Below are 22,432 nucleotides of genomic sequence, written 5' to 3' on the forward strand. Positions count from 1 at the left end.
TCCATGGCTGAGACATTCAATCCCGCGCCGCACGACAAGCACGCTGATGATCTTGGCAAGGCGCTGGCCGCCGATCGCCATACCAGGCTTGAAGCCGGGCTGGAGGACAGTTTCCCTGCGTCCGATCCGGTCAGCGCTGCGCAGCCGACACCGTCGAAGGCCGATGCGGACGCCGACAGTCCCTCGCTCTGGGACAAGGTTAAGTCGATCTTCAGCTAAGGCCGACGTTCAGCGAGCGCCGGGGCGCTCGGTTTCCGATAGGGTCGCTAACGCATTGTTAGCGATCCAGCGACGCTCCAGTCCGTAGGAGTACGGGAAAACCCGCATAACGCTGCGAATGTCCTCAAGCGTTTCAGGGTTCAATAACAGAAGCGGTGGAAGTTCCGGCGATCGGAGATTTCTGCCGCATGACCGTCGCCTCACAAAGAGCCGGATGGAGCCGCCTGCCGTTGCGCGCGGCGGCGTTCGTCGTGCTCACTTGTGCGACCATCCTCGGCGTCAGCGGCTGGCGTGAATGGGCCGCGCGCGATGCCGTGCTCAAGGGCGCCGAGACCGAGATGGCGAATGTTGCGCGCTCGCTGACGCAGCATGCGGAGGACAGCCTCGACCTGCTGGATTCCGGCGTCGTCGGCGTCGTCAGCCGGCTGGAGATGGACGGCGCCGAACCCGCCACGATCGCCAAGCTCAGGAACCTCTTGGAGGCGCGCAAGAAGGCGATCGCGCGCATTCACAGCCTCGCCATTATCGACGACCAGGGCAACTGGCTGACCTCGCCGGGCACGATCGGCTCGACGCTCAGCGACGACGCTTTCTTCCGTCATCACCAGCTGTCCTCGAAACGGGAGCCTCATGTCGGCCATCCGGTGCGGAGCCAGCTCGATGGCGAATGGGTCGTCACCCTGTCGCGCCGCTTCAACAAGCAGGACGGCAGCTTCGGCGGCGTCGTGCTTGCGACCATCAGCGCGAACTATCTCGCGCATTTCTACGAGCAGTTCGAGCTCGGCCGCAACAGCTCCGTGGCGCTCGTGCATGGCGACGGCATGATCATCGCGCGCAATCCAAGCAACGACAGGTTCGTCGGCCGCAGCGTCGCCGACACCCCGCTATTCCGCGACGCGAGCCTGCAGCAGCCGGGCGGCGCATACCATTTCAGGTCGCCGCTGGACGGCGCCGAGCGCGTCAGCTTCTTCAAGCGCTCTGGCCGTTATCCGCTCGTCCTGCTTGCCATGGTCGACAAGGCCGAGCTGCTGGCGCCCTGGCGAGCCGCGGCGATCTCTCGCATGCTCTACGTGCTCGCGCTGGTCGTGCTGATCGCGGTCATCGGCGCGGTGCTGGTGCGGCAGTTGCAGCGGGGCCAGCGCATGGCCGCGGCCCTGGTCGAGAAAGAGGCGCATTTCCGCCTGCTCGCGGAAGGCTCCAGCGACATGGTGACCCGCATCGGGCTCGACGAGCGGCTGCGCTATGTCTCGCCCTCGTCGGTTCGCGTCGTCGGCTGGCGGCCCAATCAGCTGATCGGAACGCCGGCGCTCGCCGGCATCCATGCGGATGATCGGCCGCAGGTCCAGGCGCTCGTCGATGCCATGAAGCGTGGCGAAAAGGACGAGGCGCGCGTCACCTATCGCAACGCGCACCGGCAAAACTCGGAAGTCTGGCTCGAATCGACCATGCGGGTGACGCGCAAGGAAAACGGCAGCGTCGACGGGGTGGTCGCGATCTCGCGCGACATCACCGAGCAGAAGAAGCTGGAGACCAGGCTCGAGACGCTCGCGATCGAGGACAGCCTCACCGGGCTCGCCAACCGCCGCCGCTTCGACGAACGGTTGAAGGAGGAATGGGCGCGCGCCTATCGCGACCGCTCCAGCCTCGCTTTGCTGATGATCGACGTCGATCACTTCAAGGCCTACAACGACGAATACGGCCACCCCGCAGGCGATGCCTGTCTGCGCGTGGTGGCGAAGGTCATCGCGGCCGAGATGCAGCGCGCCGGAGATCTGGCTGCGCGCTACGGCGGTGAGGAATTCGCCATGCTGCTGCCGAACACCGATGCCGCCGGCTGCGCGCGGATCGGCGAGCGGATCCGCCGGGCGATCCGCGAGGCGGGCCTCGTCCACAGCACCAATCACGCGTCGGGCTGCGTCACCGCTTCGCTCGGCGGCGCGGCCTGCCGGCCCGCGCTGGAACGCACCGCCGGCGTGGGCTCGCTCGTCGAGGCAGCCGATCAGGCGCTCTATGCGGCGAAGCAGGGTGGGCGCGACCGCCTGATGATGTCGGTCGAGGTGGCGAGCCTGCTGCCGAAAGCGTCAGGGCTGTAGCTCATCATCCTCAATAATGCGGCGGGGGCTCGTTGGCGGGGCCCGGCGCATTCGTCTCGGCTTCCTGAAGTCGCTCGCCGAGCTCTGCGATCTTCCGCGTCAGCGCGTCGATCTGCTTCCACTGCGCGGTGATCGTCTGGTTGAGTGTCTCGATCGTATCGTCCTGATAGGCGATGCGCGTCTCCAGCGTGTCGATGCGTTCGCCCAGCGTCTTGATGTCACTCGTCACGGTCGTGCCCCAATTCCTGTTCGCGTAGGCCCCGTTCGCGCAAGCCATGACCGAGTGCGACGCGCTCGTCGAATACAAAACATTCGCCGCGCCAGCGGCTCTGCGCCTCCGGCACCTCTTCGAGATATTTGAGGATACCGCCCTTGAGGTGATAGACCTCGGCAAAGCCGCGCGCGAGCAGATGCGCGCTCGCCTTCTCGCAGCGGATGCCGCCGGTGCAGAACATCGCGATCCTGCGGTGCTTTGCCGGATCGAGCTGCTCGGCGGCAAAATCCTTGAACTGGCCAAAGCTCTTGATCTCGGGATCGACCGCACCCTCGAACGTGCCCATCGCCACCTCGAAGGCATTGCGGGTGTCGAGCACCAGCGTGTCGGGTGCTGCGATCAGCGCGTTCCATTCGGCGGCCTCGACGTACGTGCCGACCTGGCGCGTTGGATCGGCGGCCTCGTCGCCGAGCGTGACGATCTCCTTCTTCAGCCGCACCTTGAGCCGGCCGAACGGCATCGCCTCGGCGGTCGAGAATTTCAGCTCGAGATTGTTCAGCCGGCCGCCGAACAGGGCGCCGTGCGCGAGCTCGTGGACGAAGGCGTCGATCGCCTCGGGCGCACCCGCAATCGTGCCGTTGATACCTTCCTGGGCGAGCAGCACGCTGCCCTTGAGCGCGAGGCCCGCGCAGAACGCGCGCAACGGCTCGCGTAGCTCGCGGTAATCGGGCAGGGCGGCGAATTGGTAAAAGGCGGCGACCTTGTGGATCATGGCGGCTCGTTTAGCAGGCGGCCGCCGCCCAGAAAACCCGCATGGCCCCGGACGGCAAAAGGTCTATACGCCCAGCGGATGGCAGCTATTTCGCTGGTATGCCAGCATTGCCCCGGCGGGCTGGAATGTGTCATGTAGGCCCGGTTTTTCCGAGACGGCGCGCCCTCCGCGTCGACCGCCCAAGAGAGCCCCCCAAGAGAGCCCTGAGAGAGCAAAACTTCGATGAGAAACTTCCATTTCCCCGGCAGGTCCACGGTCCACGCCACCAACGCGATGGTCGCGACCTCGCATCCGCAGGCCTCCCTGGCCGCGATCGAGGTGCTGCGCGAGGGCGGTACGGCGGTGGACGCGGCGGTGGCGGGTTCGGCGCTGCTCGGCGTGATCGAGCCGCAATCGACCGGCATCGGCGGCGACTGCTTTGCGCTGATCCAGCCGCGCGGCGAGGGCAAGATCATCGCCTATAACGGCTCCGGCCGGGCCCCGAAGGCGGCGAACGCCGACTGGTATCTCGAGCGCAAGATCAATTCCGTGCCGCTGACCTCGGCGCATGCGGTCTCGATCCCCGGCGTGATCGACGCCTTCGCGACCGTGCTGCGCGATCACGGCAAGTTCGGCTTCGACCGCCTGCTCCAGCCCGCGATCAAGGCGGCGGAAGAGGGTTACGTCGTCGCCCCGCGCATCGCCTTCGACTGGAAGAACCAGTTCGAGAAGCTGAAGGGTGGCACCAACACGGTGCGTTACCTGTTGCCGGGTGGCAAGCCGCCGGTCGCCGGCGACATCATCCGCCAGGCCGAACTCGGCAAGACGCTGCGCGCGATCGCCAAGGACGGCCGCGACGCCTTCTACAAGGGCGCGATCGCGGAGGATATGGTCGAGACCCTGCGCGGGATCGGCGGCCTGCACACGCTCGACGATTTCGCCGCCCACACCACCGAGACGACGACGCCGATCGGCACCAACTACAAGGGTTACGACGTCTGGCAGTGCCCGCCGAACGGCCCGGGCGTCACCGCGCTCTTGATGCTCAACATCCTGTCGCGGTTCGACCTGACCAAGTACGCGCCGCTCAGCATCGAGCGCTTCCATCTCGAAGCCGAAGCCGCGCGCATCGCCTACATGAACCGCGAGATGCATGTCGCCGACCCTGAGCATATGAAGATCGACGTCGCCGAAATGCTCGCGAAGGGCTTTGCCGACGAGTACATCAGCAAGATCCGCATGGACGGCATGCTCGACCTGCCGAACGTCGCGCCGCCGATGAATCCCTCGACCATCTACATCACGGTCGTGGACAAGGACCGCAACGTCTGCTCGTTCATCAATTCGATCGCGCATTCCTTCGGCTCGGCGATCGTCTCGAACAAGACCGGCGTGCTGTTCCAGAACCGCGCCGGTGGGTTCCGCATCCAGCCCGGCCATCCCAATTGCATCGCCGGCGGCAAGCGTCCGCTTCACACGATCATGCCGAGCCTGCTCACCAAGGGCGGCCGCTCCGTGATGCCGTTCGCGGTGATGGGCGGACAATATCAGCCGGTCGGCCAGACTCACGTGGTGACCAACATCCTCGACTATGGCTGCGACGTGCAGGAGGCGATCGACATGCCGCGCGGTCTGCACTACGAGGGCCAGTACCAGCTGGAGGACAGCGTGCCTGCCGATATCGTCGAAGGCCTGAAGAAGCTCGGCCACAAGACCACCAGCGTGGTCGGCCCGCTCGGCGGCGCGCAGGCGATCTGGATCGACTGGGACAAGGGCACGCTCACCGGCGGTTCCGATCCGCGCAAGGACGGCTGCGCACTGGGCTATTAAGGGCCGAGGGCTGGAAACGATTGCTTCGTTGCGCTAGACACCTTCCGCCTCAAACGGAAGGTCTCTTATGCAGCGTTTCCAGCGCGCACTCTTCGCCATCATGTCGGCACTTGCGATCACCGTGATCGGCAGCGTGTCGACATTCGTTTCCACCACGGCCTCGGCCCAGACCGCAGGAAAACCCATGACCACAGCTTCAGGCTTGCAGACCATTGATAACGTTGTCGGCACCGGTGCCTCGCCGAAACCCGGCCAGATCTGCGTGATGCATTACACCGGCTGGCTCTACGAGAACGGCCAGAAGGGCAAGAAATTCGACTCGTCGGTCGACCGCAACGAGCCGTTCGAGTTTCCGATCGGCAAGGGCCGTGTCATCGCCGGCTGGGACGAGGGCGTTGCCACGATGAAGGTCGGCGGCAAGCGCACGCTGATCATCCCGCCGCAGCTCGGCTATGGCGCGCGCGGCGCCGGCGGCGTGATCCCGCCGAACGCGACTTTGATGTTCGACGTGGAATTGCTCGCGGTGAAGTGAACCTACGTCGTCATGCCCGGGCTTGTCCCGGGCATCCACGTTCTTTCCTTCGTGCAGCCAAGACGTGGATGGCCGGGACAAGCCCGGCCATGACGGATAGAGATCAGCGCAAAACAAAAAGACCGGCCTCGCGGCCGGTCTCTTCGCTTTCAGATTGACGCGCGTCACTCCGCCGCGCGCTTTGCCGCAGCCGCGGCGCGATCGATTGCTTCCTTCGCGGCGTCCTTGGCGTCGCCCATGGCCTGCTGGCCCTTGCCCTTCACTTCCTGGACCACGCCTTCGCCCTTCAGGCGATCGGAACCGGTGGCTTCACCGATGCCCTGCTTGGCCTTGCCGATGGCCTCGTTGGCGGTGCCCTTGATCTTGTCGCTCGTGCTACCCATGAAACTCTCCTTCCAGTTGGCTCGCGAAAACAACGCCTGCCGACTACGAGAGTTCCGATTTTGGGTATGGCTTGATAGGCCCGCTTTGGTTAGCTTGCCGCGCACGGAACCAACAGAAAGCAAGTCCCATGACCGGCCATGACCACACGCATTCCCACCATGACCACGATCATGACGATCGCTGGAAACATGACGGTGTGCGCGTCATTCCCGGCAATCAGCTCGATACCAATGTGCCGTCGACGGCCGGCATGGACCGCGCGGCCGCGATCAATTTCGCGCGCGTCGGCGCGCAGAAATTGTGGGCGGGCACGGTCAGCATCAAGCCGGACGCCAAGACCGGTGCGCATCACCACGGCCATCTCGAAAGCGTCATCTACGTGGTGAAGGGCAAGGCGCGGATGCGCTGGGGCGAGAGCCTGCAATTCACCGCGGAGGCCGGCCCCGGCGATTTCATTTTCGTCCCGCCTTACGTGCCGCATCAGGAGATCAACGCCAGCCGGGACGAGGTGCTGGAATGCGTGCTGGTGCGCAGCGACGGCGAGGCGGTCGCGATCAACCTCGACATCGAGCCGGTCGAGAAGCCCGAGACCGTGCTGTGGATCGACCCCGTGCACCGGGATCCCAACGAGAAGAAGTAAGGGCCTGAAAGCCTGCTGGTTCTGTGCGACAGAACCACGCAGGCACGGCCTTCAAAAAATATTCGGAAGCCGTGTCGGATGGCCGTCGGGCCATCCGTCCTTGGGCAGAACCCCGCCCAAGGAGCCTCCGATGCCCAAAATGATCTTCGTCAATCTGCCGGTGACCGACCTCAAGCGCGCGACGGCCTTTTACGAGGCGGTCGGTGCGGTCAGGAACCCGCAATTCAGCGACGAGACGGCGAGCTGCATGGTCTTCTCCGAGACCATCTTCGCCATGCTCCTGACCCACGACAAATTCCGCAAGTTCACGCCGAAGCCGATCGCGGATGCCAAGACCTCCAACCAGGTGCTGCTCTGCCTCTCGGCCGACAGCCGCGTCGAGGTCGATGACGTCGTCGGCAAGGCCGAGGCCGCGGGCGGTGTGGCCGATCCCAGCCCGAAGGACGAATACAGCTTCATGTACGGCCGCAGCTTCGAGGATCCGGATGGTCATATGTGGGGCGTGAACTGGATGGACATGGCGGCCTTCGCCGCGCAGTCCGACATGGCGAACGCCTGACCGAAGCCAACGAATATCGACCATCCCAAGAGGAGCATTCACGATGTCCAAGCTCGTGCCCTGCATGTGGTTCAACGGCGATGCCGAGGAAGCCGCGAAGTTCTACGTGTCGCTCGTTCCGAACTCGGAAATCACGCACGTCCAGCGCAACGTTTCGGACGGCCCGTCCGGCAAGACAGGCTCGGTGCTCGTCGTCGAGTTCACGGTGGCCGGGCAGCCCCTGGTCGCGCTCAACGGCGGCATGAAGGTGGAATATACCCACGCAATCTCGCTGATGATCCATTGCGACGATCAAGCTCAGGTCGACAGCGTCTGGAGCGCGTTCCTTGCTCATGGCGGCAAGGAGCAGCAGTGCGGCTGGATCAGCGATCGCTGGGGCGTATCCTGGCAGGTGGTGCCGAAGGTGATGTTCGAATTCCTGTCGAGCCCAGACAAGGCTGCGGCTGCGCGCGCGATGCAAGCCATGATGAAGATGGTCAAGCTCGATGTGGAAGTGCTGCGTCGCGCGTTCGAGGGCAAGTCGGCAGCGTGACGTCAACACAGGTGCTGTAGGGTGGGCAAAGGCGCAAAGCGCCGTGCCCACCATTCATCGACGATTGAGAGAGTTGGTGGGCACGCTCCGCTTTGCCCACCCTACGAAACCTTGCCTAGAGGCCTCAGTAATTAATCCGCAGCCCCACGCCGCCATGGATGGTGTTCCCCACCGGCTGCGGGCCCAGCGTGCCGTTGGCGAACAGGTCGACGATCCAGCCCTTCTGCACGCGGAAGCCGAGGCGGCCGCCATATTCGAACCAGCCCTGGTTGCCCATGGTCGGCACCACCAGGCCGTCGCCGGTCACGGTGGCGACGATGCCGCCATGGCTGGCGAAGGACTGCACCCAGCCGCCATTGATGTTGGTCTCGATGTTGCTGCCGAAGAGGTGCGTCCACTGGCCGCCGATCTTGACCAGGCTGGTGCGGTCGGTGCCGGTCGCAATGGAGGCGTCGAACGGATTGAACGCCACGGCGCTGTCCGAATAGCCGGAGACGCGCTGCCAGAGCTGCCAGACTTCGATCGAGGCCGCGAATTCGTCGCGCGGGGACACGCGGCTCATCCAGCCGGCACGGCCATAGACGGCGTAATTCGACGCGTTGGTCGAGCCCGTGACGCTCACCGGCCCGAGGCTGGTGTTGTAGTTGCGGGTGTAGCGCGCCTTCTCCCACGGCGTCAGGATGGTGCCGACGTCGAAGAACGGGCGCGACGAGCCCCAGTCGGTGAAGTCATAGCGCAGAGCGAACGCTCCGATCGGCGCGCTGGTGATATTGTAGCCGCCCTCGCTGTATTGCGTGTAGGCGATGCCGGCGAGCAGAGACAGGTTGTTGGTCAGCTCCTTGCGGCCGTGAATGCCGGCCGAGAACGAGCCGGCGGAGCCGAATGCGCTGATGCAGTCGCTGCAATTGACCTGCTCGTTGACGCCGAGCAGCACCGTGCCGAGCACCCGGTTGGTGATCATCTGGTTGAAGCGCTGGTTGGCGAGGCCGCCGATCGAATTGCCGCTGGAGTCCGCGCCGGTCGGGCCCGAAGGTGGAGGCGGTGGATACGGGCTCGGCGAGGACGACGGATAGGGGCTCGGCGAAGGCGAGGGGGTCGGTGTGGGTGTCGGCGACGGCGACGGCGACGGTGAATAGGTCGGTGACGGTGAGGGCGTCGGCCCACCGCATCCGGACTCGCAAGTCGCCTGCGCTGCCGCCGGTCGCGCATTGAACGCGAAGAACGCAAACGCAGCGGTTGCGGTCAGCGCGGCGGCGAGGACGAGGCGTCTGACGTCGAGTTTCGCCATCATCACCGCCCGCACAGCATGCCGTCGTCGTGGACGGCAGGCGTGATGGTCGGCGAGGCGTCCGCATACTGGTTGACCGAGCACAGCCCGGCGCTTGCGGCGCAATTGGCGGCAAAGGTCCAGGGCGGCGTGTTGGTCTTGGTGATGCTGACCTTGCCGCCGGCCGAGGTGATGATTGCAGTGTCGCCGGGCTGGGTGAGCTGCACGCACTGGGAGTTCGTCGTGCAGACGCTGGCGGCTCCGTCCTGGAGCACGACGACGGAGCGGCCGCGCTGGGAGAGGATGTCGAGCGTGGTGCCGCGCACGCCGATGGTCGCGAGCGGGGTGGTGATCTTGTAAGCGGTCTTCTCCGAATGGCCGGTGACGAAACGGAATGCGCCTGTGGTCATGCGGATCGCGACGTCGCGATAGCTGTGCTCGTCGTTGAAGACGGTGCGGTCGAGCTTCAGCGTGGCGCTCGGGCCAAGCGAGAGGTTGGTGCTGTCGGCCATGACGAAGCGCGCGGCGCTGTCGGCGCCGGTGCGCACGGTCTCGTCGCGCAGCATGCTGTCGCCGACACTGATCGGCGTCGTGGTCGTGGCCACGCGCACCACGTCGTTCTGGATCACGACGGCTTCGCCGACGCGCGTCTGCGCCTGCGCGCAGTGCGCCGCGCACAACGCGGCCGACAACAGAGTGGGGAAAAGCCAGAAACGCAAATTCATTTCGCAACCGATCGATATGTCCCTGATCGTACCGGATCGTGCGCGCTTCTGATGTGGCGAAATTATCACAAGCGGTGCTGGACGTGCGTTATGCTTAGTGACAGTTGCGGCAGAATGCGTTCAATGAAAAGTGCCGTCTTTGTTTTTCTCCGCGGTGAAGCAGATTTGCCACGCAAAATAGCCCCACAGCAGCCGTTCGAATTGCCCGCGGTTCCGAAGGTGTCGCAGAGCGCAGTGATCGCTGTCGCGATTTTCCTGGTCGCGCATCTCGCGCTGCTGATCGGCCTGACGGCGCCGGAGAAGTTCGTCTTCGACGAGGTGCATTACGTGCCGGCGGCACGGCAGATGCTGGCACCCACGATGTCGCAACCGATGCTCAATCCGATGCATCCGCCGCTGGCCAAGGAGCTGATCGCGGCATCGATCGCCGCCTTCGGCGACAATGCGCTGGGCTGGCGCTATCCGTCGACCTTGTTCGGCGCGCTGGCGATCGTCGCGATCTATCTGTGCGGGCTCGCGCTGTTCTCCGCGCAAGGGCCCGCGATCGCCGCCGCGGCGATCGCGGGCTTCAACCAGATGCTTTACGTGCAGGCGCGCATCGCCATGCTCGACATTTACGCGCTCGGGTTCGGCCTGCTCGCGATTGCCGCCTTCATGCACGGCTTTCGAAGAGAGCGCCCGCATGCGTTGTTCGCGCTCGCGGGCGCCTTGTTTGGCCTCGCGGCGGCTTGCAAATGGAGCGGCCTGTTTCCGCTCGGCATCTGCATCGTGATGGTTGCGGTGATCCGGCTGATGCAGGGCTGGCGCACGCTGTTCGCCGGCGCGACGCCGAGCGACTGGTATCGGCCCGATCTCTGGCCCGATCTTCGCGTGCAGCATGTCGCGCTCTGTTTTGCCGTGCTGCCGGCGCTGACATATCTTGCCGCTTTCGTGCCGCTCTACGGAGCGTCGCTGCCGGATCTGATCGAGGCGCAGCGCCGGATATTCGCCGACAACACTACGACCGCGATCGCCGGCCATACCTATATGAGCGCGTGGCCATCCTGGCCGCTGCTCGCGCGCCCGGTGTGGTTCCTGTTCGACAAGACCTCGGAGAACAATGTCTCCGCGATCGTCTTCCTCGGCAATCCGCTGGTCGCGTGGCCGGCGCTGCTCGCGCTCGCCGTCGTGCTGCGCGACTTTATCGTCGCGCGGCGCTGGGACGCGTTCCTGATCGCGGCGTTCTATTTCGGCTCGTGGCTCGCCTGGGCTTTGCTGCCGCGCACGCTCGGCTTCCTCTACTATTATCTGCCGGCCGCAACGGTGGCGTCGCTTGCGCTGGTCTATGTGCTGCGACGAGAGGGGCTGCCGCGCTGGCTGCTGTGGGCCTATGTCGGGGTCGCGGCGATCGGCTTTGCGGTGATGCTGCCGATCTCGGCGGCCTTCATCGGCACGTCCATGCAGACGTTCAACCGGTTGATGCTGTTCCAGAGCTGGATATGAAAGCGCCGCCTGTCACGATCGTGGCAGGCGGCGTGTTTCACGCGGCGATGACTTGAATTTCACTTGGACAATTTTACTTGGACGCCGTCGTCTTGGCTTCCATGTTCACGACCTGGACGCGGCGGTTGATCGGGTCGGCGCCGTTGGCGGTGTCCTTCAGCTTGGTCTTGCCATAGCCGACGGTGACGAGATCTGTGCCGTTGAGACCATAGTTCTGCACCAGGTACTTCTTGATGGTGTCGGCGCGCCGTTCGGAGAGCCCTTGATTGTACTCCTCGCCGCCGATCGCATCGGTGTGGCCGGCGACCACGAAGGTCGAGCCCTTCAGCGACGGATCGGACAGCGCCTTGCCGAGCGCCTGCACCGACGGCACCGACGTCTTGGCGATGTCGGCCGAGTTGTAGTCGAACTGGATCTCCAGATCGATCTTCGGCTTGGTCGCGGCGAGCTCGGCGATCTGCTCGCGCTCGCCCGTCGAGAGCGACCGGGTCGAGCGGTTGCGCACCGTGTTCAGGAACGTCGATTCCTTGGCCTGCACCGCCGGATCGGCCTGCGGACCGACGGACAGGCCGCGGGTCGCCGGCTTGGGCTTCAGCGCATCCAGAATCTGGTTGGCGGAGACGTTATCGCCGGCGAAAGCCAGGCCCGCCGTCATCGACAGCGCGGCCGTGAGGGTAATCGCCTTCAGTCCAAAAAACTTATCAAAACGGGTCATTGTCGAATCCTCGCTGTTACGCCTGATGGCGATTTGATGTTGCGAGCGTAGGGAAGGTTCAACAGCCTCGATGTGATGCGGGTCACATTCCAGACGACCGAAATGACCCGTGCATCCTCGCGCCGGCGCCGATCGGAATCCATGGCATGTCGGGCCAGCGGCGGTGCCCTGCCACCGGGAAGAAGCGCCGTCTCATTCGGCATCGACAGCTGAACCGGCTGGACTCGCAGCCCGCGCAGGTACAATCTTTTGGCCATTGTTCGTCACCAGCCGTATTGCCCGCTGCGTCAGCAGCCCAAAAAGCGACCGTCGCAGCGACTCTCAGCTCGGTTCGAGCAGCAGAAATCCCCGAGTGATCCAGATCACAGTGCGTCGTTGTGAATTGGATCAGATTGCTCTCATCGGATCGGCTCAGGTCGAACCGAGAGCAGCGAGGAAGTTTGGATCAGGGGAGAATGATCATGCGCTTCTTGATCGCAGCAATTTCAATCGCAGTATTTCTCGTCAGCGGCAACGCGGCCTTCGCGGACAAGCGCGTCGCCTTCGTGGTCGGCAACGCCGCCTACAAGAACGTCCCGCAGCTTCCCAACCCCGCGATCGACTCCAAGGCGATGGCCAGGGTGCTGCGCAATGTCGGCTTCGACGTCGTCGAGGGCGCCAACCTCACCCGCGATGCCATGACCGCGAAGCTGCTGGAGTTCGGCAAGAAGAGCGAAGGCGCCGACGTCGCGGTGTTCTTCTATGCCGGCCACGGGATTGCCGTGAACGGCGTCAACTACCTGTTGCCGGTCGACGCCGACCTGAAATCCGAGATGGACGTCAAGCTGGGCGCGGCGATCAATGTCGACCTCACGCTCGATCAGACCATGTCGGACGCGAAGGTGAAGCTCGTGTTCCTGGACGCCTGCCGCGACAATCCGTTCGCGGCAAAGATCCGCTCGGCCAAGGCCACCCGCTCCGTCAACGTCCAGACCGGTCTTGCCGAGATGAAGTCGGGCGAGGGCACGCTGATTGCCTTTGCCACCGGCCCCGGCCAGACCGCGCTCGACGGCGAGGCCGGCACCAACAGCCCGTTCACCCGCGCGCTCGTCGCCAACATTGCCCAGCCCGGGATCGAGATCCAGCAGGCGATGACCAAGGTCCGTGCCCAGGTCAGTGACGAGACCAGCAAGGGGCAATTGCCCTGGGGGCACACCAACCTCACGGGCAACGTCTATCTCAATCCGGTTGGTGTGCCGGCCGCGGCCACGACCGATCCGTCGAACGCACCGGTGTCGGCCGCGAGCAAGCAAGGCTCCGACGTCGAGCTCGAGTTCTGGCGCTCGATCAGGGACTCCAACAAGGTCGAGGAACTCAACGCCTATCTCACCAGCTATCCCAACGGCACGTTCAAATCGATCGCACTCGCCCGCATCGCGGCGTTGCAGGATGGTCCATCCATCACCACCCGCAATCTCTCGGCCGGGATCGATCCCGCGACCTTTACGGAAGAAGCCAACCAGGTGTCTGAAGACCAGATCGGTCTGGACAAGAACCAGCGCCGCGACGTGCAGCGCCGCCTCACCGGGCTCGGCTTCGACGTCAAGGCGACGGGCAAGTTCGACGATGAGACCCGTTCCGTGATGAGGCGGTGGCAGGCTGCCCGTGGCTATCCTGCGACTGGTTATCTCAACAAGCTCCAGCACAAGGCCCTGCTGTCGGAGATTGTCTCGACCCGCGCGGCCTCCTCCGAGCAGGCAGACGACGAGCCCGCGCGTCGCCGGTCCTCCGGCGGTGGCGGCCGGCGCCATTACGGCGGTGGCGGTGCCGGTCCGCCAGGCGGCCCCGGCGGTCTGTTCGGCGGTATGATGGGCGGGTTGTTCGGCCGCCGCTGAGCCGGCAGGCAAGCAACAGGCGGCCCGGTTCGGGCCGCCAATTTGTTCCGGAAACCCTTGCTCACCGATCGTCGCAAAGCCGTCGCGTGATGGCCCGCGTGCGAACAAGAATTCGGCCAGTTGGGCGCCTAGCAGGACTCCGCGTCCAACAACCGCCGAGGAAGGGAGCCGAGTTCAGTCCAGTGCCCAGGCCGAGTGATTACCAGTTCTATCGTGGCGGGCCGCAGGATCGGACAGTCTTTCTGAGCTCAATGCCCATCTATGTCGGTGCGGCGATGATCGCGGTGGCGATCCTGCTGTCCACGCTGATCACCGGGCTGAGCAGCCGTTATGTCGGCCTCGACGGTCCGAACGACGAGAACATGTGGCTGGTCGACCGCCTCACCGGCAGCGTCTATCGCTGCCAGGCGGAGGGGCGTGGCAAAGCGTCCTGCGAGCCCGATGTCGCCACAGGCAGCGTCGGTGACCGGCCCAAGGTGCAAAAGAACGGCAATTGAGGCCTTGCACCCTCGCAGCGCAGCCATGGCCAACACCGATATCAGCAACGGCAAGATGAAGAGCGCTTGCACGCATTACATGAAGGCGCAGAAGGCCATGTCGATGAAGTGAGGCGCGCACGGTTCGGCCGCGCTGTCAGCAGTTGGCAGCGCGGCTTTTTCTTGAGAAAGCTTCTTTGGCGTCTCTCTTTTTCCTGGCGCGAATCCGGCTACATTGCCTCCTGCAATGTCACGCGCGCCCAAACCCTTTCCGATCCCCACGACACAGGCCCGGCAGATCTGGCTGCATGCCCAGCGGCTGGACGAGCGCGCGCCGTTCGGGGAGGGGGCGCGCGCGGTGGCGGATGCGATCGACCATCTCGGTTATGTGCAGATCGACACCATCAACGTCATCGAGCGCAGCCACCACCACATCCTGTTCAGCCGCATTCCGTCCTACCGGCGTGCCGATCTGCGCCAGGCCCAGAGCGTCGACAGGAGCGTGTTCGAATACTGGACCCATGCGCTGTCCTACGTGCCAGCGAACGATTTTCGCTTCTTCCTGCCGGCGATGCGCGAGCACCGGCGCGAGGGGCACAAATGGTACGCCTCGGTCAAGCCGGCCGATACGCGCAAGGTGATGCGGCTCCTGCGCGCCGGTCCGCTGACGATCCGCGACATCGAGGACGACGTGCTCACCGAGAAGGAGCATCTCTGGCAGAGCCGAAAACCCTCGAAGCGGGCTTTGCAGCTCGCCTTCTACACCGGCGTCGCGACCGTCAGCGCGCGCCAGGGTATGCTCAAGACCTACGAGCTGATGACGCGGCACTTCGGCTGGGACAAGCTGCCGAGGCCGGCGTCAGCGAGAGACATCACGGCCTATCTGCTCGACCGCGCGCTGCGGTCGCAGGGCGTGGTCAGCCTGGATTCGATCTGCCACCTCGATGCGCCGAGCAAGAAGGCGATCGCTCAGCTGGTCGCCTCGCGCGTGCGCCGCGGCGAGCTCGTGCCCGTTGCGATCGAGGGCGCCGGCAAGCAGGAGCATTGGGCCGCGCCCGCGGCGCTGGAGCCGGGTGAGGGCGCCGCGCCCGATCTCGTTCACATCCTCTCGCCGTTCGATCCCCTGATCATCCAGCGCAAGCGCACCAATCTGTTCTTCGGCTACAACCATCTGTTCGAAGCCTATGTGCCGAAGGCCAAGCGCAAGCTTGGCTATTTCGCGTTGCCCGTGCTGGTGGGCGACGAGATCGTCGCGGCGCTTGACCTCAAGACCGATAGGCAGGTGAAGAAGCTGTTGATGCAGAAATGGACCTGGGTCGGGCAGGGGAAGAAGACGGCGGGGCGCAAGGAGCTGAAGCGCGTGATCGAGGAGGAGCTCGATCGCTTTGAGCGGTTTCAATTGGCGGAGTGAAGCGCGCTCGCCACGGCTTCGGTCTCGTAGGGTGGGCAAAGCGACTTGTCCGCCGTAGCTCGAAGAGCGAAGGCGGAAGCGTGCCCACCATCGTGGTCCGCGAAGGAGAATGGTGGGCACGGCGCTAACGCGCCTTTGCCCACCCTACAAGACCATCGACCCAAACGCCAAACGCAATCCCCACCCCATACGCCACCAGATTCCACAGCGAGAAGATCCGTCCTAACAGCAGCGCGCCCGCGGTGGTGAGCCGAAACGCATCGAGCCAGGGCGCATGCACCAGCCGGGAGAACTCGACGACGATCGCGATCGCCACGGCGATGGCTGCAAGTCGGCTCCGTGACATCCCCGGCAGCAACACCCCGACCAGCAGAAACACCATCGTCGCCCATAGCAGCGAGCCGCCATACTTCACCACGAAGGCGGGAAGCCCGAGCGGAAAGCCGTACCAACGCAACGACAGCCCGCAGGCGATGACCGCAAGAGCAAGGCCGGCGCGGATCAGTGATGTCTGTAGCGGCGCAACAGGTTTATCCGGTTGCGCCCCGTGCATTGCTCGCTCCATTGACTCTTTGCCCGCGATGCTCAAAACCGCAACCAGCCCATAAGAGCAACAACCCCGGGGGGAAAGCCATGAGCCAGACCACGACCTATGCCGGTTCCGCCGGCTCAGCCAAGTCGGAAATCGAGACCTCGACGATCCGCGCCATCTCCTGGCGCCTGATTCCGTTCCTGGTGCTGGCCTACTTCTTCTCCTATCTCGACCGCGTCAATCTCGGCTTCGCCGCGCTGACCATGAACGCGGAGCTGAAGTTCACGCCGCTGATCTTCTCCTGGGGCGCGGGCATCTTCTTCATCGGCTATTTCATTTTCGAGGTGCCGAGCAATCTGGCGCTGGAGAAGTTCGGCGCGAGCCGCTGGATCGCCCGCATCATGGTGACCTGGGGCATCATCTCGGCGCTGATGGCGCTGGTCAGCGGGGTGACGAGCTTCTACGTGCTGCGCTTCCTGCTCGGCGTCGCCGAGGCCGGCTTCTTCCCCGGCATCATCCTCTATCTCACCTATTGGTACCCGGCCGAGTATCGCGCCCGCTTCCTCGCGGCCTTCGCCATCGCTGTCCCGGTCTCCACCGTGATCGGTGCGCCGGTCTCGGGCCTGCTGCTCGGGCTCGACGGTGCGATGGGGTTGAAGGGCTGGCAGTGGTTGTTCATCATCGAAGGCATCCCCTCGGTGTTGCTGGGCATCGTCACCTGGTTCTATCTCACCGACAGGCCGGAGAAGGCGGACTGGCTCTCGGCCGATCAGAAGGCCTGGCTCAAGTCCAGGCTCGATTCGGAAATCGCGGCCAAGCAGACGGTGAAGCATCTGTCGCTCGGCGAGGCGCTGTCGTCGCCGAAGGTGATCATGCTGAGCCTCGTCTATTTCGGCTTCGTCGGCGCGCTCTATGGCATGCAGTTCTGGCTGCCGCAGATCGTCAAGGCGTTCGGCCTCACCAACGCCCAGACCGGCTTTGTCACCGCGATCCCGTATCTGTTCGGCACCATCGCCATGATCCTGTGGGCGCGGCATTCCGATGCGACGCGCGAGCGCGTGATGCATGTCGGCGCGCCGCTGCTGCTCACCGCCGTCGCGCTTGCCGTCTCCTCCTATCTCACCGATCCCACCATGACGATGGTGGTGCTCACTGTGGCGGCGATCGGCGTGTTCTGCTGCTTCGGCGTGTTCTGGACCCTGCCGACCGCCTGGCTCTCCGGCACGGCGGCGGCCGGCGCCATCGCGCTGATCAACTCGATCGGCAATCTCGCCGGCTTCGGCGGGCCGTACCTGATCGGCTGGGTCAAGGAAGCCACCGGCCAGACCTCGACCGGCTTGCTGGTGCTGGCGGTCCTGCCCCTGATCGCCGGCATTTTGGTTTTTGTCGGTGGCCACGAGAGCAAGCACGAGTTCGCCGGGCAGGGGCGGTAGAGCAGCACTCACCGCTGCGTAGCCCGGATGGAGCGAAGCGAAATCCGGGGCGCTCCGAGCTACAGCCTGCAGGCCCCGGATTGCGCTCCGCTCCATCCGGGCTACGGGCTCTCGTAGGGTGGGCAAAGGCGCGATTCGCGCCGTGCCCACCATTTTCCTGATTCCGGCAGGCATCGTGGGCACGCTCCGCTTTGCCCACCCTACGATCGCACCCTCCCGGCAACCGCCATCCAAATCCTTACCACCCCTTAACGATCACGCTTTCCTGATGACTGACGATTATTGACTTTTATCAGTGATTAGTCGACATTCCTCTCATTGCAGTCGCGGGAGTGTCCTCCGATGTTCGTTCGGTCAGTTTTGTCCAGCTATTCCAAGCTCTTGGCGGGTGTGTCGCTGGCCCTCATGGCCGCTGCGCTGGCCGGGTGCAATGACACCGTCGCTGAAAAGGCCGAGCCGCCGCGGCCGGTTCTGGTGGCAACAGCTCATTATGATGCCGAAACGCCCGAGCGCAGCTTCGTCGGCACCGTCAGGCCCCGGATCGAGAGCGATCTCGGTTTCCGGGTTGCCGGCAAGGTTGCCAAGCGCTTGGTCGAGGTCGGCCAGACCGTCGAAATCGGCCAGCCGCTCGCGACCCTCGATGAGGTCGATCTGAAGCTCCAGGCCGAGCAGTCCGTCGCCGAGCAGACCGCCGCGACCGGCGTGCTGGCCCAGGCCGCCGCTGCCGAGCAGCGCGCCAAGGATCTGAAGGCCAAGGGTTGGACTACGGATGCGGCGATGGATTCGAGCCGCGCCGCCGCCGACGAGGCCCGCGCGCGTCTGGACCGGGCCGTGCGCTCAGTCGAGCTGACCAAGAATTCTCTTTCCTACGCGACGCTCAACGCCGACGCCCGTGGCGTCGTCACCGCAACGCTGATCGAGCCCGGCCAGGTGGTTGCCGCAGGCCAGACTTCGATCCGTGTCGCCCGCTTTGCCGAGAAGGAAGCGGTCGTCGCGATCCCTGAGACGCTGGTCGGACGTGCCAAGTCGGGCGCCGCCAGCGTCACTCTTTGGTCGGAGCCGGACAAGAAATATGCGGCCAAGCTGCGCGAGATCGCGCCGACGGCCGATCCGTCGACGCGCACCTATCTTGCAAAGTTCTCGCTGCCCGAGGCCGACGACAAGGTTTCGCTCGGCATGACCGCGACGCTGACGCTGTCGGATGCCGCGACCGAGCGCGTCGCGCGGCTGCCGCTGTCGGCGCTGTTCAACGAAGGCGGCAAGCCCTCCTTCTATGTCGTCGACGACAATGGCGCCGTCACGCTCAAGCCGGTCGTGGTGAAGTCCTACGAGAGCAACGACGTCATCATCACCAGCGGTGTCGAAGAGGGCGCCAAGATCGTGGCGCTCGGCGTGCAGAAGCTCGATCCGAGCCAGCGGGTGCGGATCGTCTCGTCGCTGTCTTTCTAGAGTTTACGAGTCACGTCGTGTGAGGTGAGTTTCGGCCCAAGCGCAAATGCCGGGGCTGAAGCGGCGAAGCGATCCAGAACCTGCCCAGCCCCCTGGATTGCTTCGCTGCCTCGCGACGACGGTTTGAACAGAGTGGCTGTGGTTTTTTTGCAATTGGACCATCTTTGGAGAGTGCGATGAAGCGCTTCAACCTTTCGGCCTGGGCCGTCAGCCATCCGACGCTGGTCCTGTTCCTGATGATCATACTCGGCGTCGCCGGCTTCTTCTCCTATCAGAAGCTCGGGCGAGCCGAGGATCCGTTCTTCACGGTGAAGGTGGTCAACGTCTCCGTGATCTGGCCGGGCGCGACCGCGCAGGAGATGCAGACGCAGGTCGCCGATCCCATCGAGAAGAAGATCCAGGAGCTGCCTTACTTCGAGAAGGTGCAGACCTATTCCAAGCCGGCCTTCACCGCGCTCCAGGTGACCTTCCGCGATTCCACGCCGCCGAAGGACGTGCCGTATCTGTTTTATCTGCTGCGCAAGAAGCTCGCCGACGTGCAGGGCCAGTTGCCGTCGGGCATTCTGGGACCCGTCGTCAACGACGAGTTCTCCGACGTCGATTCCATCCTCTACATGATGACCGGCGACGGCGCCGACTATGCCCAGCTCAAGAAGGTCTCGGAAGGCTTCCGCCAGCGCCTGTTGAAGGTGCCGGGTGTGACCAAGGTCGACGTCTACGGCAACCAGGACGAGCGCATCTTCGTCGAATTCTCGCACGCCAAGCTCGCCACTCTCGGCATCACGCCGCAGGCGCTGTTCGATTCGCTCGCCAAGCAGAACAACGTGACTCCGGCCGGCACGGTCGAGACCTCGTCGCAGCGCGTGCCGCTGCGCGTCACCGGCGCGCTCGATGGCGCCAAGGCCGTCGCCGAGACGCCGGTCGAGAGCAACGGCCGCGTGTTCCGTTTAGGCGATATCGCCACCGTCACCCACGGCTATGTCGACCCGCCGAGCTTCATCGTGCGCCAGGAAGGCAAGGCCGCGATCGGCATCGGTGTCGTCACCGCCAAGGGCGCCAACATCCTCGATCTCGGCAAGGAGGTCGAGAAGGCCACCGCCGAGTTCATGAAGGCGGTGCCGCAGGGCATCGACGTCAAGCTCATCGCCGACCAGCCCAAGGTGGTCGAGCACGCCGTCGGCGAGTTCGTGCACTCCTTCATGGAAGCCCTCGTCATCGTGCTGTTCGTCTCGTTCCTGGCACTCGGCTGGCGCACCGGCATCGTGGTCGCGCTGTCGGTGCCGCTGGTGCTCGGTATCGTCTTCGTCGTCATGAACATGATGTCGCTCGATCTGCACCGCATCACGCTCGGTGCGCTGATCATCGCGCTCGGCCTGCTGGTGGATGACGCCATCATCGCGGTCGAGATGATGGTGGTGAAGATGGAGCAGGGCTGGGACCGTTTTCGCGCGGCCTCCTTTGCCTGGGAATCCACTGCGTTTCCGATGCTCACGGGAACGCTGGTCACGGCCGCTGGCTTCCTCCCCATCGGCTTTGCCAATTCCGCGGTCGGCGAATATGCCGGCAGCATCTTCTGGATCGTGGCGATCGCGCTGGTCGCCTCCTGGTTCGTGGCGGTGATCTTCACGCCTTATATCGGCGTCATGCTGCTGCCCAACATCAAGGTGCACCACAATCACGATCCGCACGCGGTCTACGAGACCCGCATGTACCGCGGCCTGCGCGCCATCGTGCAATGGTGCGTCAACCACCGCATCACCGTGGTGGCCGCGACCGTCGGCGTCTTCATCGCCTCGATCGTCGGCTTCGGCCATGTCCAGCAGCAGTTCTTCCCGCTGTCGGAGCGGCCCGAGCTGTTCCTCCAGCTTCGCCTGCCCGAGGGCACCGCTTTCAACGTCACCGAGAAGGCGGTGAAGAAGGCCGAGACGCTGCTCAAGGACGACAAGGACATCGAGACCTATACGTCCTATGTCGGCCAGGGCTCGCCGCGCTTCTGGCTCGGCCTCAATCCGCAGCTTCCCAACGAGGCGTTTGCCGAGATCGTCATCGTCGCCAAGGGCGTCGAGGCGCGCGAGCGCATCAAGGCCAAGATCGAGAACGCGGCTGCGGAGGGCATGCTGACAGAGGCGCGCGTGCGCGTCGACCGCTTCAACTTCGGTCCGCCGGTCGGATTCCCCGTCCAGTTCCGCGTGATCGGCCCCGACGCCAACAAGGTGCGCGAGATCGCCTATCAGGTCCGCGACGTCATGCGGCAGAACAAGAGCGTCAAGGACGTCCAGCTCGACTGGAACGAGCAGTCGCCCTACCTCAAGCTCGTCGTCGACCAGGATCGTGCCCGCGCCATGGGCCTGACGCCGCAGGACGTCTCGCAGGCGCTGTCGATGCTGATCTCGGGTGCGCAGGTTACCACCATTCGCGACGGCATCGAGAAGGTGGCCGTGGTCGCTCGTGCGGTCCCGTCCGAACGACTCGATCTCGGCGGCGTCGGCGATCTGACCATCACCTCGAAGAACGGCGTCGCCGTGCCGCTCCAGCAGATCGCCAAGATCGAGTATGCCCATGAGGAGCCGATCATGTGGCGGCGTAACCGCGACATGGCGATCACCGTGCGCTCCGACGTCGTCGACGGCGTGCAGGCGCCCGACGTCACCAGCCAGATCACGCCGAAGCTGAAGGCGATCAAGGACAATCTCGAGCCGGCCTACCGTATCGAACCGGGTGGGGCGTTCGAGGAATCCGCCAAGGGCAACGCCTCGATCTTCATCCTCTTCCCGCTGATGGTCATGGTGATGCTGACGCTGCTGATGTTCCAGCTTCAGAGCTTCTCGCGCCTGATCCTGGTGTTCCTCACCGCGCCGCTCGGCATCGTCGGTGCCTCGTTCGGCCTCAACGTCGCCAATGCCCCGTTCGGCTTTGTGGCGCTGCTCGGCCTGATCGCACTCGCCGGCATGATCATGCGCAACACGGTCATCCTGGTCGACCAGATCGAGACCGACGTTTCCCACGGCCTGACCCGCCGCGAGGCGATCGTGGAGGCAACCGTCCGCCGCGCCCGGCCGGTGGTGCTGACGGCGCTCGCCGCGATCCTGGCCATGATCCCGCTGTCGCGCTCGGCCTTCTGGGGCCCGATGGCGATCACGATCATGGGAGGCCTGTTCGTCGCGACCTTCCTGACGCTGCTGTACCTGCCGGGCCTCTACGCCCTGTGGTTCAGGAAGAGCCTGGACGAGGCGGGCACCCCCGAGCAGCCTGCCGCGCCGCAGCATGGGAGCGATGACCAGCACGCAATTCCGCTTGCTGAAGCGGCTGAATAA

The 22,432-nt window shown here is 64.6% G+C and carries 22 protein-coding genes; 14 read left to right on the forward strand and 8 right to left on the reverse strand.

Annotated features, from left to right (window positions below):
- Nucleotides 1–3: 3 nt before the first annotated feature.
- Nucleotides 4–219, forward strand: a complete 216-nt coding sequence (locus tag AB7245_RS09815) for a hypothetical protein (RefSeq protein WP_071917675.1) — start codon at nt 4–6, stop codon at nt 217–219.
- 188 nt (nt 220–407) lie between these two features.
- Nucleotides 408–2,312: a diguanylate cyclase domain-containing protein gene (locus AB7245_RS09820; RefSeq protein ID WP_085399129.1), complete on the forward strand. Its 1,905-nt coding sequence runs from the start codon at nt 408–410 to the stop codon at nt 2,310–2,312.
- A gap of 10 nt (nt 2,313–2,322) precedes the next feature.
- On the opposite strand, the gene AB7245_RS09825 is transcribed toward AB7245_RS09820, so the two are convergent.
- The gene (locus AB7245_RS09825; RefSeq protein ID WP_063985210.1) at nt 2,323–2,541 is read right to left on the reverse strand and encodes a SlyX family protein; all 219 of its coding nucleotides are present in this window, start codon (nt 2,539–2,541) and stop codon (nt 2,323–2,325) included.
- Entirely contained in the window at nt 2,531–3,298 is a 768-nt protein-coding gene (gene trhO / locus AB7245_RS09830) for an oxygen-dependent tRNA uridine(34) hydroxylase TrhO (protein WP_085399115.1), read from the reverse strand. Before trhO ends, AB7245_RS09825 begins: the two co-directional genes overlap by 11 nt.
- A gap of 222 nt (nt 3,299–3,520) precedes the next feature.
- Here trhO and ggt point away from each other — a divergent pair, with 222 nt between their 5' ends.
- Nucleotides 3,521–5,107 (forward strand): gamma-glutamyltransferase, encoded by a 1,587-nt coding sequence (gene ggt, locus AB7245_RS09835; RefSeq protein WP_085399114.1) that lies wholly within the window; start codon nt 3,521–3,523, stop codon nt 5,105–5,107.
- Nucleotides 5,108–5,140: 33 nt separating this feature from the next.
- On the opposite strand, the gene AB7245_RS09840 is transcribed toward ggt, so the two are convergent.
- Entirely contained in the window at nt 5,141–5,293 is a 153-nt protein-coding gene (locus tag AB7245_RS09840) for a hypothetical protein (protein ID WP_245343969.1), read from the reverse strand.
- Here AB7245_RS09840 and AB7245_RS09845 point away from each other — a divergent pair.
- On the forward strand, nt 5,241–5,639 hold the full coding sequence (locus AB7245_RS09845) for an FKBP-type peptidyl-prolyl cis-trans isomerase (RefSeq protein ID WP_354113368.1): 399 nt from the start codon (nt 5,241–5,243) through the stop codon (nt 5,637–5,639). The two genes, AB7245_RS09840 and AB7245_RS09845, sit on opposite strands and share 53 nt — an antisense overlap.
- Before the next feature lie 164 nt (nt 5,640–5,803).
- On the opposite strand, the gene AB7245_RS09850 is transcribed toward AB7245_RS09845, so the two are convergent.
- Nucleotides 5,804–6,022, reverse strand: coding sequence for a CsbD family protein (locus AB7245_RS09850; RefSeq protein ID WP_028148583.1), 219 nt, complete (start codon nt 6,020–6,022; stop codon nt 5,804–5,806).
- A gap of 128 nt (nt 6,023–6,150) precedes the next feature.
- Between AB7245_RS09850 and AB7245_RS09855 the strand changes: the two genes are divergently transcribed.
- The 3 genes from AB7245_RS09855 (at nt 6,151) to AB7245_RS09865 (ending at nt 7,754) form a co-directional block, all read left to right on the forward strand.
- A complete protein-coding gene (locus AB7245_RS09855) occupies nt 6,151–6,663 on the forward strand; it encodes a cupin domain-containing protein (RefSeq protein WP_028148584.1) in 513 nt (170 codons plus the stop codon).
- A gap of 130 nt (nt 6,664–6,793) precedes the next feature.
- The gene (locus AB7245_RS09860) at nt 6,794–7,222 is read left to right on the forward strand and encodes a VOC family protein (protein ID WP_085399112.1); all 429 of its coding nucleotides are present in this window, start codon (nt 6,794–6,796) and stop codon (nt 7,220–7,222) included.
- 43 nt (nt 7,223–7,265) lie between these two features.
- On the forward strand, nt 7,266–7,754 hold the full coding sequence (locus tag AB7245_RS09865) for a VOC family protein (RefSeq protein ID WP_071916231.1): 489 nt from the start codon (nt 7,266–7,268) through the stop codon (nt 7,752–7,754).
- Nucleotides 7,755–7,878: 124 nt separating this feature from the next.
- Here AB7245_RS09865 and AB7245_RS09870 read toward each other — a convergent pair whose 3' ends face one another.
- Together AB7245_RS09870 and AB7245_RS09875 are read right to left on the reverse strand one after the other, a co-directional pair.
- A complete protein-coding gene (locus AB7245_RS09870; RefSeq protein WP_354113359.1) occupies nt 7,879–9,042 on the reverse strand; it encodes a hypothetical protein in 1,164 nt (387 codons plus the stop codon).
- 2 nt (nt 9,043–9,044) lie between these two features.
- On the reverse strand, nt 9,045–9,746 hold the full coding sequence (locus tag AB7245_RS09875; RefSeq protein ID WP_085399111.1) for a FecR family protein: 702 nt from the start codon (nt 9,744–9,746) through the stop codon (nt 9,045–9,047).
- A gap of 51 nt (nt 9,747–9,797) precedes the next feature.
- Here AB7245_RS09875 and AB7245_RS09880 point away from each other — a divergent pair, with 51 nt between their 5' ends.
- On the forward strand, nt 9,798–11,228 hold the full coding sequence (locus AB7245_RS09880; protein ID WP_094183871.1) for a phospholipid carrier-dependent glycosyltransferase: 1,431 nt from the start codon (nt 9,798–9,800) through the stop codon (nt 11,226–11,228).
- Nucleotides 11,229–11,301: 73 nt separating this feature from the next.
- Here AB7245_RS09880 and AB7245_RS09885 read toward each other — a convergent pair whose 3' ends face one another.
- Nucleotides 11,302–11,943: an OmpA family protein gene (locus AB7245_RS09885; RefSeq protein ID WP_354078963.1), complete on the reverse strand. Its 642-nt coding sequence runs from the start codon at nt 11,941–11,943 to the stop codon at nt 11,302–11,304.
- A 461-nt stretch (nt 11,944–12,404) separates the two neighbouring features.
- Here AB7245_RS09885 and AB7245_RS09890 point away from each other — a divergent pair, with 461 nt between their 5' ends.
- From AB7245_RS09890 to AB7245_RS09900, 3 genes are all read left to right on the forward strand, one after another.
- Nucleotides 12,405–13,817 carry a caspase family protein gene (locus tag AB7245_RS09890; RefSeq protein WP_085399127.1) on the forward strand — a complete coding sequence of 471 codons (1,413 nt, stop codon included), beginning with the start codon at nt 12,405–12,407 and terminating at the stop codon, nt 13,815–13,817.
- Between the two features lie 251 nt (nt 13,818–14,068).
- Complete coding sequence (locus tag AB7245_RS09895) at nt 14,069–14,314, forward strand: hypothetical protein (protein WP_085399108.1); 246 nt, start codon at nt 14,069–14,071, stop codon at nt 14,312–14,314.
- 226 nt (nt 14,315–14,540) lie between these two features.
- Nucleotides 14,541–15,704, forward strand: a complete 1,164-nt coding sequence (locus AB7245_RS09900) for a winged helix-turn-helix domain-containing protein (protein ID WP_085399107.1) — start codon at nt 14,541–14,543, stop codon at nt 15,702–15,704.
- Nucleotides 15,705–15,828: 124 nt separating this feature from the next.
- Here the strand turns inward: AB7245_RS09900 and AB7245_RS09905 are convergent, their stop codons facing one another.
- Nucleotides 15,829–16,257: a DUF2809 domain-containing protein gene (locus tag AB7245_RS09905; protein WP_085399106.1), complete on the reverse strand. Its 429-nt coding sequence runs from the start codon at nt 16,255–16,257 to the stop codon at nt 15,829–15,831.
- A gap of 80 nt (nt 16,258–16,337) precedes the next feature.
- Between AB7245_RS09905 and AB7245_RS09910 the strand changes: the two genes are divergently transcribed.
- From AB7245_RS09910 to AB7245_RS09920, 3 genes are all read left to right on the forward strand, one after another.
- Nucleotides 16,338–17,669 (forward strand): MFS transporter, encoded by a 1,332-nt coding sequence (locus AB7245_RS09910; protein WP_085399105.1) that lies wholly within the window; start codon nt 16,338–16,340, stop codon nt 17,667–17,669.
- 342 nt (nt 17,670–18,011) lie between these two features.
- Nucleotides 18,012–19,118: an efflux RND transporter periplasmic adaptor subunit gene (locus AB7245_RS09915; RefSeq protein ID WP_028148596.1), complete on the forward strand. Its 1,107-nt coding sequence runs from the start codon at nt 18,012–18,014 to the stop codon at nt 19,116–19,118.
- Nucleotides 19,119–19,294: 176 nt separating this feature from the next.
- On the forward strand, nt 19,295–22,432 hold the full coding sequence (locus AB7245_RS09920; RefSeq protein ID WP_085399104.1) for an efflux RND transporter permease subunit: 3,138 nt from the start codon (nt 19,295–19,297) through the stop codon (nt 22,430–22,432).

This window comes from Bradyrhizobium sp. 604_D8_N2_3, from assembly GCF_051810765.1.
Taxonomy (GTDB): domain Bacteria; phylum Pseudomonadota; class Alphaproteobacteria; order Rhizobiales; family Xanthobacteraceae; genus Bradyrhizobium; species Bradyrhizobium barranii.

Coding starts and splice junctions, on each gene's coding strand:
- AB7245_RS09815 (WP_071917675.1), top strand. CDS start 4: ATGGCTGAGACATTCAATCCCGCGCCGCACGACAAGCACGCTGATGAT.
- AB7245_RS09820 (WP_085399129.1), top strand. CDS start 408: ATGACCGTCGCCTCACAAAGAGCCGGATGGAGCCGCCTGCCGTTGCGC.
- trhO (WP_085399115.1), bottom strand. CDS start 3,298: ATGATCCACAAGGTCGCCGCCTTTTACCAATTCGCCGCCCTGCCCGAT.
- ggt (WP_085399114.1), top strand. CDS start 3,521: ATGAGAAACTTCCATTTCCCCGGCAGGTCCACGGTCCACGCCACCAAC.
- AB7245_RS09840 (WP_245343969.1), bottom strand. CDS start 5,293: ATGGGTTTTCCTGCGGTCTGGGCCGAGGCCGTGGTGGAAACGAATGTC.
- AB7245_RS09850 (WP_028148583.1), bottom strand. CDS start 6,022: ATGGGTAGCACGAGCGACAAGATCAAGGGCACCGCCAACGAGGCCATC.
- AB7245_RS09855 (WP_028148584.1), top strand. CDS start 6,151: ATGACCGGCCATGACCACACGCATTCCCACCATGACCACGATCATGAC.
- AB7245_RS09860 (WP_085399112.1), top strand. CDS start 6,794: ATGCCCAAAATGATCTTCGTCAATCTGCCGGTGACCGACCTCAAGCGC.
- AB7245_RS09865 (WP_071916231.1), top strand. CDS start 7,266: ATGTCCAAGCTCGTGCCCTGCATGTGGTTCAACGGCGATGCCGAGGAA.
- AB7245_RS09870 (WP_354113359.1), bottom strand. CDS start 9,042: ATGGCGAAACTCGACGTCAGACGCCTCGTCCTCGCCGCCGCGCTGACC.
- AB7245_RS09875 (WP_085399111.1), bottom strand. CDS start 9,746: ATGAATTTGCGTTTCTGGCTTTTCCCCACTCTGTTGTCGGCCGCGTTG.
- AB7245_RS09880 (WP_094183871.1), top strand. CDS start 9,798: ATGTGGCGAAATTATCACAAGCGGTGCTGGACGTGCGTTATGCTTAGT.
- AB7245_RS09885 (WP_354078963.1), bottom strand. CDS start 11,943: ATGACCCGTTTTGATAAGTTTTTTGGACTGAAGGCGATTACCCTCACG.
- AB7245_RS09890 (WP_085399127.1), top strand. CDS start 12,405: ATGCGCTTCTTGATCGCAGCAATTTCAATCGCAGTATTTCTCGTCAGC.
- AB7245_RS09895 (WP_085399108.1), top strand. CDS start 14,069: ATGCCCATCTATGTCGGTGCGGCGATGATCGCGGTGGCGATCCTGCTG.
- AB7245_RS09900 (WP_085399107.1), top strand. CDS start 14,541: ATGTCACGCGCGCCCAAACCCTTTCCGATCCCCACGACACAGGCCCGG.
- AB7245_RS09905 (WP_085399106.1), bottom strand. CDS start 16,257: ATGCACGGGGCGCAACCGGATAAACCTGTTGCGCCGCTACAGACATCA.
- AB7245_RS09910 (WP_085399105.1), top strand. CDS start 16,338: ATGAGCCAGACCACGACCTATGCCGGTTCCGCCGGCTCAGCCAAGTCG.
- AB7245_RS09915 (WP_028148596.1), top strand. CDS start 18,012: ATGTTCGTTCGGTCAGTTTTGTCCAGCTATTCCAAGCTCTTGGCGGGT.
- AB7245_RS09920 (WP_085399104.1), top strand. CDS start 19,295: ATGAAGCGCTTCAACCTTTCGGCCTGGGCCGTCAGCCATCCGACGCTG.